Raw genomic sequence first — 15,742 nt, forward strand, 5'->3', positions numbered from 1 at the left:
TTCCGCGGTCGTCCCGGCGGTGGTGTCGGCAGCGGTCCCCGGGGTGGTCCCGGCCGGTCGTGATGTCGTCATCGGGTCGCCTCCCGCTGCTTGGCCGCGTGCGCGGCGGCGGCCTCGCGCACCCAGGCGCCGTCCTCATGAGCCTGTCGCCGACGGGTGATCCGGTCTTTGTTGCAGGGGCCGTTCCCCTTGAGGACGTCCCAGAACTCGGTCCAGTCGATCGGGCCGAAGTCCCAGTGGCCCCGCTCCTCGTTCCAGGTCAGATCCGGGTCGGGGAGGGTGAGGCCGAGGGCTTCGGCCTGGGGGACGCAGATGTCCACGAAGCGCTGCCGCAGCTCGTCGTTGGAGTGCCGCTTGATCTTCCAGGCCATGGACTGCGCGGAGTGCGCCGATTCGTCATCCGGCGGGCCGAACATCATCAGCGACGGCCACCACCAGCGGTTCACCGCGTCCTGCGCCATGGCGTGCTGCGCTTCGGTGCCGCGGCTGAGGGTCAGCAGGAGTTCGTATCCCTGGCGCTGGTGGAAGGACTCCTCCTTGCAGATGCGGACCATCGCGCGGGCGTACGGGCCGTAGGAGCAGCGGCACAGCGGGACCTGGTTCGTGATCGCCGCGCCGTCCACGAGCCAGCCGATGGCGCCGACGTCGGCCCAGGTCAGGGTCGGGTAGTTGAAGATCGACGAGTACTTCTGGCGGCCGGAGTGCAGCTTGTCGAGGAGTGCGTCGCGGCTGGTGCCGAGGGTCTCGGCGGCGCTGTAGAGATACAGGCCGTGGCCCGCCTCGTCCTGCACTTTCGCCATCAGGATCGCCTTGCGGCGCAGTGACGGGGCGCGGGTGATCCAGTTGGCCTCGGGCTGCATGCCGATGATCTCGGAGTGGGCGTGCTGCGCTATCTGCCGCACCAGCGAGGAGCGGTAGCCGTCCGGCATCCAGTCCCGCGGCTCGATGCGCTCGTCCGCGGCCACGGTGGCCTCGAACACGGCCTCCGGTGCGGTGTCTTCCGGCGCGATCGTCGTCATGTGGTGCCCCCTCGCTCCCGACCGACCGATCGTTCGGTTCAATGGTGAGTGGGGTGCCCTGCGGTGTCAACCCTGTGGATAACCCGCGGTGCCAACTCTGTGGATAACCAGGGGAAGGTGTGCCGGGCGGGGCCGCGTAGGTACCGTTCCGTGGCGGAGTCATCCAAAGGATTTCTGGGAACGGGGCGGGAATGCAGTCATACGGGGACGAAACGCGGCCTTTGGCCGCGCTCTCGCTGCCCTCGCGGATCGTCATAGGCGTCGCGGCCTGCGCCGTCGCCGCAGTCGTCGCGATTCATCTGGCCATGATGTTTCTGCACGTCGCGCCGGCGAACACGCTCAGCAAGCACCAGAGCGAGCTGATCGGCGACTACGTCTATCCCGAGTACGAGCAGAACTGGAAGCTGTTCGCGCCCAATCCCCTCCAGCAGAACATCGCGGTCCAGGCCCGCGCGCGGCTGCGCACCGAGGACGGCACCACGCGGACCACCGGATGGATCGATCTGACGGCCCGCGACGGACAGGCCATCGTCCACAACCCGTTGCCCAGCCACACCCAGCAGAACCAGCTGCGCCGCGGCTGGGAGTTCTTCCTCAACTCGCACAACGCGCAGAACCGCCCCACGGGCATGCGTGGCGAGCTGTCCGAGCGCTACATACGGCGCATCGTGATGCACCGGCTCGACGGGGAGTGGACCGCCGCGGGCGGGCGGGTCGAGCAGATCCAGGTCCGCTCCAAGACGACGGCCGTCAGCCCGCCGCCGTGGAGCACGGAGAAGATCAGCGACAAGCCCACATTCCGCGTGCTGCCCTGGTGGCAGGTCACCGCAGACGACCTGCCCGAGGGGGCGACGAACCAGTGACCTCACCGACGCCGAAGCAGCCGACGGAAGCGTCCCGGCAGACGCAGACGCCGCAGGCACCCCAGGCACCCGAGGGACCCCAGGCATCCCTGACACCCCAGGCATCCCCCGACGCTCCCCAGCCCGCCCCCGCCCAGGACGACGTGCTCGAGGAGACCCGTATCGAGCGCGCTATAGGCCGCGGCTTCGCGCGCGTCAGCAGCCGGGCGATGGGCCCGTACCAGAGCGCCGTCATACGGATCGGCTTCGCCGCGACCTGGCTGCTGTTCCTGCTGCGGGAATGGCCCAACCGCGATGCCCTCTACGGGCCCGACAGCCCGTGGGACCTGGACATGGCGCGCCGGCTCCTCGGCTCCAACCACGCCTTCTCCGTGCTGCCGTGGTCGGACAGCAGCGGCTGGTTCGAGTGCGTCTACATCCTGGCGATCGTGGTCAGTGTGCTGCTGATGCTCGGCTGGCGCACCCGCACCATGTCGGTGCTCTTCATGGTCGGTGTGCTCTCGCTGCAGAACCGCAGCATCTTCATCGGGGACGGCGGCGACAACGTCATCCACCTGATGTCGATGTATCTCGTGCTGACCCGGTGCGGGCAGGTCTGGTCCCTGGACGCGCGCCGCGCGAAGCGGGCGGCCGCCGGCACCCCGGGTGAGGTCACCGCCGGCCGGGACCTCCCCGGCATCGTCCTGTGGACCGTGCTCGGCCTCGCTCTGGCCACGGCCCAGCTGCTCGGCCGTGACGGCCTCACCTGGTTCGAGCACGGCCCGTTCCCGCACGTCGGCTGGGCCCTGATGTTCTGGGCCCTGTGGGCGACGCACGGCCTGTGCTGGGCGGTGCGGCGGTACGCTCCCGGGGAGCCGCGGGTCGTACTGGACACCCTCGCCAAGCTCGCCCACAACGGCGCACTGCTGGTGATCATGGTCGAGGTCTGTCTGATCTACGCGACCGCCGGCTGGTACAAGATCCAGGGTTCGCGCTGGCAGGACGGCACCGCGGTCTTCTACCCGATGCACCTGGACTACTTCTCCCCGTGGCCGGCGCTGTCCGAGGCGCTGGGCAGCAACGGGCTGATGGTCATGCTGATCACCTACGGCACCGTGATCGTGCAGGTGGCCTTCCCGTTCACCCTCTTCAACCGCCGCCTCAAGAATGTGCTGCTGGTCGTGATGATCTGCGAGCATCTCTCGATCGCGTTCCTGCTCGGGCTGCCCTTCTTCTCGCTCGCGATGATCACGGCGGACGCGGTCTTCCTGCCGACGAACTTCCTGACCTGGCTTTCCGCCCGGATCTCGGGCCTGCGCAGGCGGTTGTTCCCGGCGGCCGGGGCCCCAGGGCCGGCCGGCGAATCCGAGGGCGGTGCGGCACAGGCCCGTACGCATTCCGGCGGCGGTGGCCCTACGCTCGTGGGGTGAGCAGCGAGACCACCGCCCCGAGCAGCGAGAAAGCCGTCCAGGGCGGCGAGACCACCATCCAGGACGGCGAGCAGACCGTGCCCGGCGCCGCCTCCGTCGGCGCGCAGCGGGCCGCCGCCGAGCAGCGGGCCCCGGCCGAGTCGGTCCAGTACGACGAGGGCTACGGCCCCGAGATCGGCGTCGGCCCGTATCCGGAGCCCTGGCCGCAGGACGACCGCTACGACCCCGAGCTGCTCGCCCACGGTGACCGGCGCAATGTCGTCGATCCCTACCGCTACTGGACGCGCGAGGCGATCGTCGCCGACCTCGACACCCGCCGCCATGACTTCCATGTGGCCGTCGAGAACTGGGGCCATGACTTCAACATCGGCTCGGTCGTACGGACCGCCAACGCGTTCCTGGCCAAGGAGGTCCATATCGTCGGGCGGCGCCGCTGGAACCGCCGCGGCGCGATGGTGACCGACCGCTACCAGCACCTGCGCCACCACCCGGACACCGCGGACCTCACCGCCTGGGCCGCCGCCGAGGAGCTGCCGATCATCGGGATCGACAATCTCCCCGGCGCCGTCCCGCTGGAGACGACCGCGCTGCCGCGCCGCTGTGTGCTGCTGTTCGGGCAGGAGGGGCCGGGGCTCACCGAGGAGGCCCGCCGGCACGCCTCCCTGGTCTGCTCGATCGCGCAGTTCGGCTCGACCCGGTCCATCAACGCGGGTGCCGCGGCCGCCATCGCCATGCACTCCTGGATCGTCCGTCACGCCCGTATCGAGGCGCCGGGCGCACCCTGAGGCACGGGGCCGGCTTACGGGACGACGGGGGCTCCCGGCCGGTGCGGGCCACAGCCCCCACGCCCTCACACATCCCGGCGCAGGTCACAAGCCCCCACGCTGCCCGGCGCAGGACACAAGCCGCCATGCCGTTACGCCTCCCGGCGCAGGTCACAAGCCCTCACGCCTCCCGGCGCACCTCCACCGTCCGGAAGCGGTTCGCCACGAACGCGTCGTCGCACAGCGCCGCGTTGGCCGCCGGATTGCCACCGGAGCCATGGAAATCGGAGAACGCCGCGGTCTGGTTCACATAGACCCCGCCGGTCAGGTTCAACGACAGCTGGGCGCACTCCTCCAGGCAGGCTTCCTCGATCAGCTGCTCCACCTCGGCGGACGTGGTGTACGCGCCGACCGTCATGGCGCCCTTCTCCCGGACCGTGCGCCGCAGCAGGTCCACCGCGTCGGCCGCGGAGTCGACCGCCACCGCGAAGGACACCGGGCCGAAGCACTCCGACAGATACGCCGCCTCGGCGTCCGGCTTGCCGCCGTCCATCTTGACGATCACCGGCGTCCGGACCGTGGCCCCCGGGAACTCCGGATGGACCACCTCACGGGAGGCCAGCGCCACCTCACCGAGCCCCGGCGCGGCCTCGATCCGCTCCTTGACCTGCGGGTTGACCAGTGCGCCCAGCAGTGCGTTGGCCCGTGCGTCATCGCCCAGCAGCCCGCTCACCGCATCCGCGAGATCGCTGACCACCTCGTCGTACGCCTTCGGCCCGGCGTCCGTGGCGATGCCGTCGCGCGGGATCAGCAGATTCTGCGGGGTGGTGCACATCTGGCCGCTGTAGAGCGACAGCGAGAAGGCGAGATTGCTGAGCATGCCCTTGTAGTTGTCCGTCGATTCGATGACGACGGTGTTGACGCCGGCCTTCTCCGTGAAGACCTGCGCCTGCCGGGCGTGCGTCTCCAGCCAGTCGCCGAAGGCGGTCGAGCCGGTGTAGTCGATGACGCGGACCTCGGGGCGGACGGCCAGCGTCTTGGCGAGGCCCTCGCCCGGCTTGTCCACGGCCAGGCACACCAGGTCGGCCGGGAAGCCCGCCTCCTCCAGGACCTCACGCGCGACCTTGACGGTCAGCGCCAGTGGCAGCACGGCCCGCGGATGCGGCTTGACCAGTACCGGATTGCCGGTGGCCAGCGAGGCGAACAGGCCCGGGTAGCCGTTCCACGTCGGGAAGGTGTTGCAGCCGATCAGCAGCGCGACGCCGCGCGGCACGGGGGTGAAGGTCTTGGTGAGCTCCAGCGGGTCGCGCTTGCCCTGCGGCTTGGACCACGGCGCCCGCTCCGGGGTGCGGACCTGCTCGGCGTAGGCGTACGCCACCGCCTCCAGGCCGCGGTCCTGGGCATGCGGCCCGCCCGCCTGGAACGCCATCATGAACGCCTGTCCACTGGTGTGCATCACGGCCTGTGCGAACTCATGGGTGCGCGCGCTGATCCGCGCCAGGATCTCCAGGCACACCGCCGCGCGCGCCTCCGGGCCCGCGTCCCGCCAGACGGGCAGCGCGGCCCGCATCGCCGGCAGCAGCACCGCCACATCCGGGTGCGGATAGCTGATGCCCAACTCGGGGCCGTACGGCGAGACTTCCTCGCCCGCCCAGTCGTCCGTGCCGGGCTGGTCGAGCTCGAACCGCTTGCCGCGCAGCGCCTCGAAGGCGGCCAGGCCGTCGGCGGCGGCGTTCTCGCCGTATGCCTTCGGATGCTCGGGGTGCGGGGACCAGTACGCACGGCTGCGGATCGTTTCCAGCGCCTGGTCAAGGGTCGGGCGGTGCTTCTCGATCAACTGCGCTGTGGTCACTTCGGCGGCCATCGTTGACCAACTCCTCGTCGAGCCGGGCGGAAAGCGGATGGGGCGGTGCGGAGAGGACGGAGCGGACGGAGAGAGAACGGATGGGGGGTCGGGGGCTGGGAGCGGACAGGTAACGGAGTTAGAGTAACCGAACGATCGGTCGGGGCAAGAGGGTCCGGCGGGCCTGTGGACAACTCGGTCTGGGAGGATCAGTCGGCATGACGGCAATCGAGACCAGCGGGACCGTGGCCGTGGTGGGCATCGGCACCATGGGACAGGGAATTGCGCAGGTGGCGCTGGTCGCCGGCCACCGAGTACGCCTCTACGACGCGGCGCCCGGGCGCGCCGAGGAAGCCGCTGCGGCCATCGTGCGGCGGCTGGATCGGCTCGTGGAAAAAGGCCGGATCGCTACGCATGAGCGCGACGCCGCCCGCGACCGTCTCTCCCCCGCCGCCGCCCTCGCCGAGCTGGCCGACGCCGCGCTCGTCATCGAGGCGATCCTGGAAGATCTCCCCGCCAAACAGGAGCTGTTCACCGCCCTGGAGGAGGTCGTGCCGGCGGACTGCCTGCTGGCCACCAACACCTCCTCGCTGTCCGTGACCGCCGTCGCGGGCCGGCTGCGCCACCCCGGCCGCTGTGTGGGACTGCACTTCTTCAACCCCGCTCCGCTGCTCCCCCTGGTCGAGGTGATCAGCGGCTTCGCCACCGACGAGGCGGCCGCCACCCGCGCCCACGAAACCGCCGCGGCCTGGGGCAAGACCCCGGTGCGCTGCGCCGACACCCCCGGCTTCATCGTCAACCGGATCGCCCGCCCCTTCTACGCCGAGGCACTGCGCGCCTACGAGGAGCGGGTCGCCGACCCCGCCACGATCGACGCCGTGCTGCGCGACGGCGCCGGCTTCAAGATGGGGCCCTTCGAGCTGACCGACCTCATCGGCCAGGACGTGAACGAAGCGGTCACCCACTCGGTGTGGACGTCCTTCTTCCAGGACCCGAAATTCACGCCCTCGCTGGCGCAGCGGCGGCTGGTGGAGGCCGGGCTGCACGGCCGCAAGTCCGGGCGCGGCTGGTTCGACTACGCGGACGGTGCAGAGCGTCCGGCGCCGCGGACCGCCGCGCCCTGTCCCGCGCCCGAGACCGTCGGCCTGCACGCCAGGCTCGAAGGCCCCTCCGCGGTGCTGTGCGAGCTGATCGAGGAAGCCGGCATCAAGATCACACGTGACCGCACGCCAGGGGAGTCCGAGGGCTTCATCGGGCTGCCCGGCGGGGCCCGTCTGGCCCTGACCGACGGCTGTCCGGCGACGAGCGACGTCCACGGCAGGTACATCCGCTTCGATCTCTCGCTCGACTACCGGGCCGCGACCCGGATCGCGCTCGCCCCCTCGCAGGCCGCGTCCGAGGCGGACCTCGCGGAGGCCGTGGGGCTGTTCCAGGCGCTGGGCAAACAGGTCAGCGTGATCGAGGACGTCCCCGGCATGGTCGCCGCCCGTACTGTCGCGATGATCGTGGACTTCGCCGTGGACGCCGCGGCCCGCGGGGTCGCCACCCCGGAGGACATCGACACCGCGACGCGGCTGGGCGTGAACTACCCCGGTGGCCCCATGGAGTGGGCCGAGCGGCTCGGCGCCCGGTGGGTGCGGGATCTGCTGGACTCGATGCACCACCAGAACGCCGGCGGCCGCTACGCACCCTCCTGGGCGCTGCGGCGCCGCGCGGACCTCCAGGGACAGGTGGTCTAATCATGCCCATGACCAAGCGCGACACCTATACGCCCGATTCGCTGCTCGCGGTCGCCGTCCAGGTGTTCATCGAGCGGGGCTACGACGGCACCTCCATGGAGCATCTGTCCAAGGCGGCCGGCATCTCCAAGTCCTCGATCTACCACCATGTGCGCAGCAAGGAGGAGCTGCTGCACCGGGCGATAAGCCGCGCCCTGGACGGCCTCTTCGGGGTGCTGGAGGAGCCGGGCGCCACCGAGGGGCGGGCGATCGAGCGGCTGGAGTACGTCACCCGGCGCGAGGCCGAGGTCCTGATGGACGAACTGCCCTACGTGACGCTGCTGTTGCGGGTGCGCGGCAACACGGACACCGAGCGCTGGGCCATGGAGCGCCGCCGCGAGTTCGACCACGAGGTCGCCGCCCTGCTCAAGCAGGCGGCCGCCGATGGTGATCTACGGGCAGACGTCGACATCCGGCTGGCCACGCGTCTCCTCTTCGGCATGATCAACTCGATTGTGGAGTGGTACCGGCCGGGGCGCGGCGGTGCGGCCAGCCGGGACGAGGTCGCCGAAGCCGTGGTGCGGACGGCGTTCGCGGGCCTGCGCAAGCCCTGAGCCGCCCGTAGGAGGACACCCGCCCGCCACTCGGGTTCCTAGCCCTGCTCCGGCCCGAGATCGGTCTCCTCGAAGACCAGCAGGGTGCGGGTGCTGAGCACTTCCGGGATGGACTGGATACGGGTGAGGACCAGTTCCCGCAGCTCCCGGTTGTCCTTGGTGTGGACGAGCAGCAGCACATCGAAATCGCCGCTGACCAGCGCGATGTGGGTGGCCCCGGGCAGCGCCGTGAGCTGCTCGCGCACGGTCCGCCAGGAGTTTTGCACGATCTTGAGCGTGACATACGCGGAAGCGCCCTGGCCTGCGCGTTCCTGATCGACGCGGGCGCCGAAGCCGCGTATCACGCCGTCGTCCAGCAGCCGGTTGATCCGGGCGTAGGCATTGGCGCGCGAGACATGGACCCGTTCGGCGACGGAGCGTATCGAGGCCCGGCCGTCGGTCTGCAGCATGCGCAGGATCGAGCGGTCGATGGTGTCCAGGGGGCGGGCGGGCGGCGCGGGCGGGGAGGAGGCCGCCGGTGACTGTCCGCCGGGATTGGCCATCTGTTCGTCCTGCATATGGTCCCGCCTCCCCTTGGTGGACGTCCTGTCTTCATCTCAAGCTGTGGAGAACCGTTTGTCCACAGGCTTTGCCCGCCTGTAGCCAAAATGCATCAGCGACCGAACAATCGGTAGGGAAGGCTCACCCGCCCGACCGGTTCCATCCTGCCCAACCGTCGTCCGCCCGCCACCCCATATGAGGCGCTTCGCGCCACCCCTTCGATTCGAGGAGGTGCTCGTCATGACGGTCCTTGAGCAGCCCGGCAGCAGCAGGAACACGAGCGACCTGCCCGGCCCGCCGCCCGCCTGGCGGCCGCGCGTCGATCCGGGGCCCCTCCTGCCCGACGCCGAGCCGTACCGCCTGCTGGGGACGGACGCCGCCGGCCGGCTCGACCCCGGCCTGCTGACCCGGCTGTACGCCCAGCTGGTCCGCGGCCGCCGGTACAACGCCCAGGCCACGGCGCTGACCCGGCAGGGCAGGCTGGCGGTCTACCCGTCCTCCACCGGGCAGGAAGCCTGCCAGGTCGCCGCCGCGCTCGCGCTCGAGGACCGGGACTGGCTCTTCCCCAGTTACCGCGACACCCTCGCGGCGGTGGCCCGTGGTCTCGACCCCGTACAGGCGCTGACGCTCCTGAGGGGCGACTGGCACACCGGCTACGACCCGCAGGAGCACCGCATCGCCCCCCTGTGCACCCCGCTGGCCACCCAACTCCCGCACGCCGTCGGCCTGGCGCACGCCGCCCGCCTCAAGGGCGACGACGTCGTGGCGCTGGCGGTCGTCGGTGACGGCGGCACCAGCGAGGGCGATTTCCACGAGGCGCTGAATTTCGCCGCCGTCTGGCAGACGCCGGTCGTCTTCCTCGTCCAGAACAACGGCTTCGCCATCTCCGTCCCGCTGGCCAAGCAGACCGCCGCCCCGTCCCTCGCCCACAAGGCGGTCGGCTACGGCATGCCCGGCCGCCTGGTCGACGGCAATGACGCGCCCGCGCTGCACGAGGTCCTCACCGAGGCGGTGCGGCGGGCCCGCGGAGGCGGCGGCCCCACCCTCGTCGAGGCCGTCACCTACCGCATCGAGGCGCACACCAACGCCGACGACGCCACCCGCTACCGCACCGACTCCGAGGTCGAGACCTGGCGGGAACACGACCCGATAGCCCTTCTGGAGCACGAGTTGAGGGACCGTGACCTGCTGACCGAGGAGTTCGTCCGGACCACCCAGGAAGGCGCCGAGGAGCTGGCGGCCGGCCTGCGGGACCGGATGAACGCCGACCCGGAGCTGGACCCGATGGATCTGTTCACCCACGTCTTCGCCGAACAGACCAGCCAACTGCGCGAGCAGGCGGCCCAGTTGCGTGCCGAGCTGGCCGCCGAGGCCGCCGGACACCCCGAGCACACGGAACACGGCGCCCTCGCCGGAGAGCCGGCGGCCGCCGGCCGGTCCGCCCAGGAGACCAGGCCATGACGACCACCGCCCCGGAGACCGCCCGCAAACCCGCCACGATGGCGCAGGCGCTGACCCGCGCCCTGCACGACGCCATGGCCGCCGACCCGTCCGTCCACGTCATGGGCGAGGACGTCGGCACCCTGGGCGGCGTCTTCCGGGTCACCGACGGCCTGGCCAGGGAGTTCGGCGAGGACCGCTGCAGCGACACGCCGCTCGCCGAGGCCGGCATCCTCGGCACGGCCGTCGGCATGGCCATGTACGGGCTGCGGCCGGTCGTCGAGATGCAGTTCGACGCCTTCGCCTATCCGGCGTTCGAGCAGCTCATCAGCCATGTCGCACGGATGCGCAACCGCACCCGCGGCGCCGTTCCGATGCCACTGACCATGCGCGTCCCGTACGGCGGCGGAATCGGCGGGGTCGAGCACCACAGCGACTCCTCCGAGGCGTACTACCTCGCCACCCCCGGCATCCAGGTCGTCACCCCGGCGACCGTCGCGGACGCCTACGGGCTGCTGCGCGCCGCCATCGCCTCCGACGACCCGGTGGTCTTCCTCGAACCCAAGCGGCTGTACTGGTCCAAGGACGACTGGTCGCCCGACGCGCCCACACAGGTCGCCCCCATAGGCCGCGCCGAGATCCGGCGCCCCGGTGCGAACGCCACGCTGATCACGTACGGCCCGTCGCTGCCGGTCTGTATGGAGGCCGCCGAGGCCGCCCGTGCGGAGGGCTGGGACCTCGAAGTCGTCGATCTGCGCTCGCTGATGCCGTTCGACGACGACACGGTGTGCGCCTCGGTGCGGCGCACCGGGCGCGCGGTGATCGTCCATGAGTCCAACGGGTTCGGCGGTCCCGGAGGGGAGATCGCCGCGCGGATCACGGAGCGCTGCTTCCACCACCTGGAGGCGCCGGTGCTGCGCGTCGCCGGTTTCGACATCCCGTATCCGCCGCCGATGCTGGAGCGGCACCATCTGCCGGGCGTGGACCGGATTCTGGACACAGTAGCCCGCCTCCAGTGGGAGTCGGACTGGACCGAGGGGTGTGGTGCGTAATGGCCGTGGTCCGTGAATTCACCCTCCCCGACCTGGGGGAAGGGCTCACCGAGGCGACGATCGTGCGCTGGCTGGTGGAGGTCGGCGAGGTGGTGGCCGTCGACCAGCCGGTGGTGGAGGTCGAGACGGCCAAGGCGATGGTGGAGGTGCCGTGCCCCTACGGGGGCGTGGTCACCGCCCGCTTCGGCGAGGAGGGGGCCGAGGTGCCGGTGGGCGCACCGCTGGTGACGGTCGCCGTGGGGGCGGCAGCGGACGCCCCGGAGGGAGGCCGGGCGGAGCCGGGGGGCAGCGCGGCGGGGGCGGCGGATGCCGGGGCCGCGGACTCCGGATCGGGGAATGTGCTCGTCGGGTACGGGACGAGCGCGGCCGCGGCGCGGCGGCGGAGGATCCGGCCGGGGAGCGGCGGGGGGCCCGCGGCGGCGGCCGGGGCTTCCGGGGCTGTGAAGGAGGCGGCTGGCGATTCGGAGGCGCCAGGCGAGTCGCGAGCTCCGGACGGGTCTTTCGGCTCCGTCGGGCCGGAGGCGCCGGGTGAGCGGGAGGCGCCGGGTGAATCGCCGGAGCCGGACGGGTCGGGGGCGCCAGGCGGCCCGGACGCGCTGGACGGGTCGGGGGCGGCGGACGCGGAAGGCCGTATGGTGGCCGCGGAGAGCCGTACGGTGGCCGTCATCTCGCCGCTGGTGCGGCGGATGGCGCGGGAACACGGTGTGGATCTGCGGGAGTTGACGGGCTCCGGGCGGGACGGGCTGATTCTCCGTACGGACGTCGAGCGGGCGATCCGGGCACGGGAGACGGCGGGAGCGGCGGGCACGGCGGGAGCCGGTGGGGCGGCAGCGGTGGGGGCCGCGCCCGTCTCCGGGGCCGCGGCCGCCACCGGCGCCGTACCGGACGGTGAGCGCATTCCGCTCCGGGGGATGCGGGGTGCCGCCGCCGAGAAGTTCAGCCGCAGCCGTCGGGAGATCCCGGACGCGACCTGCTGGGTGGACGCCGACGCCACCGAACTCCTCGCCGCCCGTAGGGCGATGAACGTTCCGGGCGCCCCCAAGGTGTCGCTGCTCGCGCTGTTCGCCCGGATCTGCACGGCCGCGCTCGCGCGGTTCCCCGAGCTCAACGCCACCGTCGACACCACGACCCAGGAGATCGTCCGGCTGCCCGCCGTCCATCTGGGCTTCGCCGCGCAGACCGACCGCGGCCTCGTCGTACCGGTGGTACGGGACGCGCACGCCCGGACGGTCGAGGAGCTGTCCGCCGAGATCACCCGGCTCACCGACACCGCCCGCTCCGGCGGGCTGTCCCTCGCCGAGCTGACCCACGGCACCTTCACCCTCAACAACTACGGCGTCTTCGGGGTCGACGGCTCCACGCCGATCATCAACCACCCCGAGGCCGGCATGCTCGGTGTCGGCCGAATAGCCGCCAAACCCTGGGTGCACAACGGCGAGTTGGCCGTCCGGCAGGTCGTCCAGCTCTCGTTCACCTTCGACCACCGGGTGTGCGACGGCGCCACAGCGGGCGGTTTCCTGCGGTTCGTGGCCGACTGTGTGGAGCAGCCCGCAGTGCTGCTGCGCACGCTGTGACGGCGTGCACCTCACTCCGTGCACCGTGAAAGCTCTGGCTCCGAGAACCACACTCCGTGCGCGGGCAAAGCTCTGACACCGTGACGGCTGTGTGATCGCGGTGTTCGCGGTGATACTCATGGGGTGAGCGACCACACCGACTACGACGCCATCGTGCTGGCCGGAGGCGCGGCCCGCCGGCTCGGCGGGGCGGACAAACCCGCCCTGTCCGTCGGCGGCCGCCCGCTTCTGGACCGGGTGCTCGCGGCCTGCGCCGACGCGGCGATCACCGTCGTCGTCGGCCCCAGACGCCCGGTCGCCCGCCCCGTCGTACGTGCCCTTGAGGACCCGCCCGGTGGCGGCCCGCTCGCCGCGCTGGACGCCGGCCTGCGGCACATCACCGCCCCGACCGTCCTCGTGCTCTCCGCCGACCTGCCGTTCCTGAACCCGGCCACCGTACGGAGCCTCCTGGCGGCGGCGACCCGGCCACAGCGGGACGGGGCGTTGCTGCAGGACGCGGAGGGCCGCGACCAGCCGCTGGTGGCCGCCTACCGGGCCGAATCGCTGCGCCGCGAGCTGGCCCTGCTGCGCAGCGAACACGGCACCCTGACCGGGCTGCCGCTCCGCGCCCTCTCGTCCGAGCTGGTGCTCGAACGGGTCCCGGACGCCACCTCCATGGCCTCCTTCGACTGCGACACCTGGGAAGACATCAGCGCGGCACGCGCGCGGATCAGGGAGCATGGCAACGTGTTGGACGAATGGATCACCGCAGTCAAGGCCGAGCTGGGCATCGAACTCGATGTCGACACGGCGGTACTTCTCGACCTCGCGCGGGACGCGGCGCACGGCGTGGCCCGCCCGGCCGCACCGCTGACGACCTTCCTGGTCGGTTACACGGCGGGCCGGCAGGGCCGGGATGTGACGGAGCTTTCCCGCAGGGCGGCCGAGCTGGCCAACCGCTGGGCCGCCGAGGACGCGGACACGGGCGGCGCCGGCGGCGCCACGGGTGGCGAAGCGAAGCCCGCGGAATGACCGAGGGGGAGTTCGACGCCGCGCTGGATGCGCTCGCGCCGGCCAACGGCGGGGCGGGCGGTCCGGTCAGCCGCCCCGGTGACCGTATGCATACCCACCCGCGCGTGCACACGGACGCGGATACGTATGTGCATACGGACACGTATGCACATACGGGTACGCATGGGCATACGCCTCAGGACACGGTGGCGGGCATGTCCGCGACGTGCGCCGCACACCACGCATCCGGCTCCGGAGAACCGTCCGGCACCGGCCCCGGCGGACCGTCCGGCACCGGCCCCGGCGGACCGTCCGGGACCGGCACAGGCCCTGGCGGACCGTCCGGGACCGGCCCCGGCCCCGGGGTACCGTCCAGCCCTGGCGACCGGTCCGGCCCCGCCCCCGGCTCCGGCGACCCCGCGCGTCCGAAAGCCCCCACCACCTCCGGTCCACGCCCACCCCGCCCCATCCCTCCCGGGCCCCGTGCCCACTCCACCCCCTGGCGGACGGCCCGTGAAATCGCCGGGCGTGCGGTGTCCGGGCCGCCCGTGCCCACCGCATCGCTGCTGGCCGACGCGCTCGGCCGGACGCTCGCCGAGCCCCTCACCGCCCTCAGCGACCTGCCGTCCTTCGACACCTCGGCGATGGATGGCTGGGCGGTCTCCGGCCCCGGCCCCTGGTACATCGACCGCCCCGGGGGCGACCGGACAACGGCCGAGGCCAAGCAGCCGACGGACGCGATCAAGGAGCCGGCCGACAAGACCGCCGACACCACCGACACCACCGACAAGACCGCTCACGACACGGCTCACGACACCGCCCACCCGGGGATCCTCGCCGGACACGCCCCCACCGAACCGCTCCCCGATGGTCATGCGATCCGGATCGCCACCGGCGCGCGCGTCCCGCCGGGCGCCACCGCCGTGCTGCGCAGCGAGCACGGCGAGGTCCGTGACCTGGCCGACGGCCGGACGCGACTGTACGCGCCGCGGCCCGTGTCGCCGGGCCAGGACATCCGTCCGCGCGGCCAGGAGTGCCGCCGCGGCGACCAACTGCTGCCCGCCGGCACCCTGGTGACCCCCGCAGTCCTCGGTCTGGCCGCGGCCGCCGGCTACGACGAGCTGACCGCGTACCCCCGCCCGCGCGTGGAAGTCCTCGTCCTGGGCGATGAGTTGCTGCAGCACGGACTCCCCCAGGAGGGCCGGATCCGCGATGCGCTCGGCCCGATGATCGCCCCCTGGCTGCGTGCCCTGGGAGCCGACGCGGCCCCGGCACGCCATCTCGCGGACGACGCCGACACGCTGTACGCCGCCATCGCCACCTCCACCGCCGAGGTGCTCATCACCACCGGGGGCACGGCGTCGGGCCCCGTCGACCATGTGCACCCCACGCTGCGCCGCCTGGGCGCGGAGGTGCTGGTGGACGGGGTGGCGGTGCGCCCCGGGCACCCGATGCTGCTCGCCCGCCTCGGCCCGCGCCGTCATCTCGTCGGCCTCCCCGGCAACCCCCTCGCCGCGGTCTCCGGCCTGCTCACCCTCGCCGAACCGCTGCTCCGCACGCTGGCCGCACGCCGTCCCGCCGCGGCGCGCCGTACACCACTGTTCGGCTCCGTGCACGGTCACCCGCACGACACCCGGCTGGTCCCGGTCGCCCATCGCGACGACGCCCGCTACGGCCTGACGGCGGAGCCGCTGCGCTTCCACGGCCCGGCCATGCTCCGCGGGATCGCCGCCGCCGATGCGCTGGCCGTCGTCCCGCCCGGCGGCGCGGACCGCGGCACCGAGGTCGAACTCCTTGAACTCCCCTGGTCAGCAGGCGGATTGACGGACTGGTCCAGCTCCGACGGATGGTCCAGCTCCGACGGGTGATACGACCCCGGCGCCCGCACGGACCCGGAGGATTCCACCGGAGACGCC

The 15,742-nt window shown here is 72.1% G+C and carries 13 protein-coding genes; 10 read left to right on the forward strand and 3 right to left on the reverse strand.

What is annotated here, in order from left to right; translation table 11 throughout:
* Window positions 1–68: 68 nt before the first annotated feature.
* Window positions 69–1,019 (reverse strand): 1,2-phenylacetyl-CoA epoxidase subunit PaaA, encoded by a 951-nt coding sequence (gene paaA, locus K9S39_RS22765; RefSeq protein ID WP_248865192.1) that lies wholly within the window; start codon window positions 1,017–1,019, stop codon window positions 69–71.
* Window positions 1,020–1,210: 191 nt separating this feature from the next.
* On the opposite strand from paaA, the gene K9S39_RS22770 reads away from it, so the two are divergent.
* The 3 genes from K9S39_RS22770 to K9S39_RS22780 all read left to right on the forward strand — a co-directional run bounded on the left by K9S39_RS22770 (window position 1,211) and on the right by K9S39_RS22780 (window position 4,076).
* Window positions 1,211–1,882, forward strand: coding sequence for a DUF5819 family protein (locus tag K9S39_RS22770; RefSeq protein ID WP_248865193.1), 672 nt, complete (start codon window positions 1,211–1,213; stop codon window positions 1,880–1,882).
* Window positions 1,879–3,291 carry an HTTM domain-containing protein gene (locus K9S39_RS22775; protein ID WP_248865194.1) on the forward strand — a complete coding sequence of 471 codons (1,413 nt, stop codon included), beginning with the start codon at window positions 1,879–1,881 and terminating at the stop codon, window positions 3,289–3,291. Before K9S39_RS22770 ends, K9S39_RS22775 begins: the two co-directional genes overlap by 4 nt.
* 77 nt (window positions 3,292–3,368) lie before the next feature.
* Window positions 3,369–4,076, forward strand: a complete 708-nt coding sequence (locus K9S39_RS22780; RefSeq protein ID WP_248868917.1) for a TrmH family RNA methyltransferase — start codon at window positions 3,369–3,371, stop codon at window positions 4,074–4,076.
* Between the two features lie 160 nt (window positions 4,077–4,236).
* On the opposite strand, the gene paaN is transcribed toward K9S39_RS22780, so the two are convergent.
* Entirely contained in the window at window positions 4,237–5,919 is a 1,683-nt protein-coding gene (gene paaN / locus K9S39_RS22785) for a phenylacetic acid degradation protein PaaN (protein WP_248865195.1), read from the reverse strand.
* 197 nt (window positions 5,920–6,116) lie between these two features.
* Here paaN and K9S39_RS22790 point away from each other — a divergent pair, with 197 nt between their 5' ends.
* Both K9S39_RS22790 and K9S39_RS22795 read left to right on the forward strand, forming a co-directional pair.
* Complete coding sequence (locus tag K9S39_RS22790; RefSeq protein ID WP_248865196.1) at window positions 6,117–7,637, forward strand: 3-hydroxyacyl-CoA dehydrogenase; 1,521 nt, start codon at window positions 6,117–6,119, stop codon at window positions 7,635–7,637.
* Between the two features lie 2 nt (window positions 7,638–7,639).
* Window positions 7,640–8,230, forward strand: coding sequence for a TetR/AcrR family transcriptional regulator (locus tag K9S39_RS22795; protein ID WP_248865197.1), 591 nt, complete (start codon window positions 7,640–7,642; stop codon window positions 8,228–8,230).
* 38 nt (window positions 8,231–8,268) lie between these two features.
* Here the strand turns inward: K9S39_RS22795 and K9S39_RS22800 are convergent, their stop codons facing one another.
* A complete protein-coding gene (locus K9S39_RS22800; protein WP_248865198.1) occupies window positions 8,269–8,787 on the reverse strand; it encodes an Lrp/AsnC family transcriptional regulator in 519 nt (172 codons plus the stop codon).
* A gap of 223 nt (window positions 8,788–9,010) precedes the next feature.
* Between K9S39_RS22800 and pdhA the strand changes: the two genes are divergently transcribed.
* From pdhA to K9S39_RS22825, 5 genes are all read left to right on the forward strand, one after another.
* Entirely contained in the window at window positions 9,011–10,231 is a 1,221-nt protein-coding gene (gene pdhA, locus K9S39_RS22805; protein ID WP_248865199.1) for a pyruvate dehydrogenase (acetyl-transferring) E1 component subunit alpha, read from the forward strand.
* Window positions 10,228–11,262, forward strand: a complete 1,035-nt coding sequence (locus tag K9S39_RS22810; RefSeq protein WP_248865200.1) for an alpha-ketoacid dehydrogenase subunit beta — start codon at window positions 10,228–10,230, stop codon at window positions 11,260–11,262. Before pdhA ends, K9S39_RS22810 begins: the two co-directional genes overlap by 4 nt.
* On the forward strand, window positions 11,262–12,836 hold the full coding sequence (locus K9S39_RS22815; RefSeq protein WP_248865201.1) for a dihydrolipoamide acetyltransferase family protein: 1,575 nt from the start codon (window positions 11,262–11,264) through the stop codon (window positions 12,834–12,836). Before K9S39_RS22810 ends, K9S39_RS22815 begins: the two co-directional genes overlap by 1 nt.
* Window positions 12,837–12,959: 123 nt before the next feature.
* Complete coding sequence (locus tag K9S39_RS22820; protein ID WP_248865202.1) at window positions 12,960–13,847, forward strand: NTP transferase domain-containing protein; 888 nt, start codon at window positions 12,960–12,962, stop codon at window positions 13,845–13,847.
* Complete coding sequence (locus K9S39_RS22825; RefSeq protein ID WP_248865203.1) at window positions 13,844–15,694, forward strand: molybdopterin molybdotransferase MoeA; 1,851 nt, start codon at window positions 13,844–13,846, stop codon at window positions 15,692–15,694. The genes K9S39_RS22820 and K9S39_RS22825 overlap by 4 nt, the downstream gene beginning before the upstream one ends.
* Window positions 15,695–15,742: the final 48 nt, after the last annotated feature.

This window comes from Streptomyces halobius, from assembly GCF_023277745.1.
Lineage (GTDB): Bacteria > Actinomycetota > Actinomycetes > Streptomycetales > Streptomycetaceae > Streptomyces > Streptomyces halobius.

Bases quoted from the DNA above. Each gene is read 5' to 3' on its own strand.
- K9S39_RS22825 (WP_248865203.1), top strand. From the start codon at position 13,844: ATGACCGAGGGGGAGTTCGACGCCGCGCTGGATGCGCTCGCGCCGGCC.
- K9S39_RS22815 (WP_248865201.1), top strand. From the start codon at position 11,262: ATGGCCGTGGTCCGTGAATTCACCCTCCCCGACCTGGGGGAAGGGCTC.
- K9S39_RS22790 (WP_248865196.1), top strand. From the start codon at position 6,117: ATGACGGCAATCGAGACCAGCGGGACCGTGGCCGTGGTGGGCATCGGC.
- K9S39_RS22770 (WP_248865193.1), top strand. From the start codon at position 1,211: ATGCAGTCATACGGGGACGAAACGCGGCCTTTGGCCGCGCTCTCGCTG.
- paaA (WP_248865192.1), bottom strand. From the start codon at position 1,019: ATGACGACGATCGCGCCGGAAGACACCGCACCGGAGGCCGTGTTCGAG.
- K9S39_RS22810 (WP_248865200.1), top strand. From the start codon at position 10,228: ATGACGACCACCGCCCCGGAGACCGCCCGCAAACCCGCCACGATGGCG.
- paaN (WP_248865195.1), bottom strand. From the start codon at position 5,919: ATGGCCGCCGAAGTGACCACAGCGCAGTTGATCGAGAAGCACCGCCCG.
- K9S39_RS22800 (WP_248865198.1), bottom strand. From the start codon at position 8,787: ATGCAGGACGAACAGATGGCCAATCCCGGCGGACAGTCACCGGCGGCC.
- K9S39_RS22795 (WP_248865197.1), top strand. From the start codon at position 7,640: ATGCCCATGACCAAGCGCGACACCTATACGCCCGATTCGCTGCTCGCG.
- pdhA (WP_248865199.1), top strand. From the start codon at position 9,011: ATGACGGTCCTTGAGCAGCCCGGCAGCAGCAGGAACACGAGCGACCTG.